2 protein-coding genes and 1 pseudogene are annotated in these 3,174 nt (G+C 61.9%); 2 read left to right on the forward strand and 1 reads right to left on the reverse strand.

The window, feature by feature from the left end; translation table 11 throughout:
• A pseudogene (locus ACXJL8_RS37460) lies at positions 1-404 on the forward strand (chain-length determining protein); the annotation flags it as partial.
• A gap of 253 nt (positions 405-657) precedes the next feature.
• The gene (locus tag ACXJL8_RS37465; protein ID WP_456621607.1) at positions 658-1,185 is read left to right on the forward strand and encodes a hypothetical protein; all 528 of its coding nucleotides are present in this window, start codon (positions 658-660) and stop codon (positions 1,183-1,185) included.
• A gap of 81 nt (positions 1,186-1,266) precedes the next feature.
• Here ACXJL8_RS37465 and ACXJL8_RS37470 read toward each other — a convergent pair whose 3' ends face one another.
• Positions 1,267-2,691, reverse strand: coding sequence for an undecaprenyl-phosphate glucose phosphotransferase (locus ACXJL8_RS37470; RefSeq protein WP_456621606.1), 1,425 nt, complete (start codon positions 2,689-2,691; stop codon positions 1,267-1,269).
• Positions 2,692-3,174: the final 483 nt, after the last annotated feature.

A 3,174-nucleotide genomic window follows, 5' to 3' on the forward strand; every position in this document is an offset into this window, starting at 1 on the left:
CGTTCGGATATCATATCCAGCGCAGCAAGGAGAGCGGGCTCGATTTCATGCCGTCCTTCCTCGCATCGCGGATGGTGAACTCGGCGGACGTCATCGCATCCAAGTCGATGGCGGACCTGCTCGCGGTGGTGCGCGAGGAATACGAATACATCATCATCGATCTGGCGCCGGTGATGCCGGTGACGGACGCCAAGGCCGTCAGCCACCTCGTCGACGCCATGGTCTATGTGATCGAGTGGGGCCGCACCAGCCGCAACGCGCTGCAGGAGTCGATGGCAAGCTCGGAAGGCATCCAGAAGAAGGTGCTGGGTGCCGTGCTCAACCGCGCCAATCCGAAGATGCTGAAGCGGATCGAGGCGTATAAGGGCTCGCACTACGGCAGCTATTATGTCGAGGGAGCCTAGCGCGCGACCTGCGCAGCCGCCGTCGCCGCGAGGATATCGTCAGGTTCTGCTCGGCGTAAACATCGCTCTTGCGGCCGGCGCAATGGCGTGGGTCGTATACGCGGCCCCCAATCTGACGTCTGCGGCGATCCCGCAGGTCGCCAGTCGGGTTTCACGCGGAGAGAGATACGATACGGATCAGCTCAGGCAGCTGGTCGCGGAGAATCTGGCAGCGGCCCAGCGGCAATGCAGCACCAAGACGATGCGAGAGCTCTTGCTGCTGCAGCTGGCAGTCGCCGACGAGTCGACACGCAGCGGCGACCTGAAGCAGGCTGACGTCGACACCGAGGCGGTTACGTCCTCGAGCCGGGCGCTGCTGCTCTGCGCGCCTTCCGAAGGACTGGGGTGGCTCGGTGCCTACTGGTCGGCAATACGTCAGGAAGGCTTTGGACCGCACGCGGCGACGCTGCTCGGCCTTTCCTACAGGTTCGCGCCACACGAAGCCTGGCTGCAGCTCATTCGCGCGCCGCTGGCACTTCGCGTCTATGGCGCGCTGTCGCCCGAGCTGAAAGCGAGTGCGGCTCAGGATTTCACCGACGTCTTCAGCGCGCGTCTGTTTCCGAGCGCGGCCGCGCTTTATCAGACAGCCGCCGCGGGCGCGCGTGCCGAACTTCTCAACCGGACATGCGGAGCGCCGGAAATCGACCGGGAACTATTTCGGCGCTACGTCACGGAAAAGGGACTGCAACTGCGCCATCCCTGCTACCCGTCGGATGACAGGCCTGCCCATATGAGGGACTAGCCCATTCCTGCCCTTTACGGGCATCGTTGGCGACGCTGGGCCTATGGACGTGCGCGGGACCAGACCCCAGCCGTCAAGGGCTCAATAGGCTTCCTGATGAATCAGCGCCAGCGCGGTCTTCAGGATGATCCTGATGTCGAGCCAGATGCTCCAGTTGCTGACGTACCAGACATCGTACTCGACCCGCTTTTCCATCAGATCGATCGTCGGGGTTTCGCCGCGGAAGCCGTTGACCTGGGCCCATCCGGTCAGGCCGGGCTTCATGTGATGGCGATAGACGTAGTTGCTGATGAGCTGGTCGTAATAATTATCGTGCGCCAGCGCGTGCGGGCGCGGCCCGACCAGCGACATCTCGCCGCGCAGGACGTTCCAGAGCTGCGGCAGTTCGTCGATGCTGGTCCGCCGCAGCACGCGACCGACGCGCGTCACCCGCACGTCGCTCTTCGTCGCCTGCGTGACGACATGTCCGTTCTCCGCCACCGTCATGGAGCGGAACTTCCAGATCTCGAACTGCTTGCCGTTGAACCCGCGCCGGGACTGCTTGAAGATCACGTTGCCCTTCGAATCGAGCTTGATCATGATCGCGGCGGTCACCAGCAGCGGCGCCAGCAGAAGAAGCGCGAACGAGGCAAGGCCGATGTCGAGGCAGCGCTTCTGCGCCTGCTCGAACACGCTGAGCGGCGCACGCTGGATTTCGATCGCGACCGTGCCGCTGACGGGCTGGAACGGGCGCGAGACCAGATCGGCGATGGGGAAATCCGGCAGAAGGCGGATCGGCTGCGGAACCACGCGCAGGTGCTGGCTCAGCTTCTGGAGCAGAGGCATTTCGTCCCAGTCGATGACCAGGAGATATTCTTCCACATCCGCCGTCCGCGCCTGACGGGTGATGTCGCGGATCTCGCGATCCCAGCCCGCGCCCTCTTCGGACGGCTCGAGCACGAAATGCCGCACGACATTGAAGCCGTGCTTGCGCAGATCCTTGAAGCGGCTCGAGGTGAAATCGAGAGGCTTGAGGCTGAGCAGCACCACCTTCCGGTCGACCAGGCGCCCTTTGGCGTAGCTCGACGTCAGCGCCAGGCGCCACAGCACGCGGAGCCCGCCCAAGGCAACGCCGCCCGTCGCGGCAAACAACAGCGTGGTCCCGCGCGACAGATCCGCGGACGATTTGAGCAGGAAGGCCTCGACCGCGAGAATGGTCAGCGAGATGAACCAGACCGCCAGAGCCTTGCGGAGCTGCCAGATCGTATTCAAGAGGCGATGATGATCATAGACGCCCTGGAAGTAAGCGATCGTCACGAACACCGCGCCGACGACGAGACCCGCTCCAACGGATGAATCCTGCTCGGCCACGAGCGTGCGATAAAGACCGTTCGCCGCGAAATAGCTGAGAAGCACGGCGACGAAGTCACCKGCGATCAATGCCACCTGGAGGGGTCTTTGGAGAGCACCGCGCCGGTTCGATATAGCCGAATAATAGTTTTCCGAACCGTAAGTTGCTACAGCCATCCGAACCTCGCTGCCTCGTCGCTCATCGCAATTGAGAATTGCGAGCCAATACATCGAAATCGTCGACGTGGGACAAAGTATATCTTAACTAAACAAAGCGACATTGCGGCAGTGCACCGAAAAAATCAAATCGATTTTCTGCAACGCAGCGCCGCAACAAGAGAATGCACAAAGTCCTGTCACACACGTGACAATAATGCGGGCACCACGCCGCGATTCCCGGCAAATCGCGGCATTTGCGCACAGCATTGCGCGCGCATTTGAACGGCTGTTCAACCATGCCGCTTAAGCCGTTATTAGGTCGCCGCCGTTAACACTCGTGACCAATTCAGGGAGTTGTGTCGTGAGTACCGTAGCCATTTTCAGCCTGTTGATCGGATCGTTGCTGGGAGGACGATTCCGGGTCTTCATCCTGCCGCCCGTCATCGTTCTCGGTGGGGCGATTCTTGGTGCGGGCTCTGCCTGGCAGGGACACGATTCGGC

Source organism: Bradyrhizobium sp. P5_C11_2, assembly GCF_054049755.1.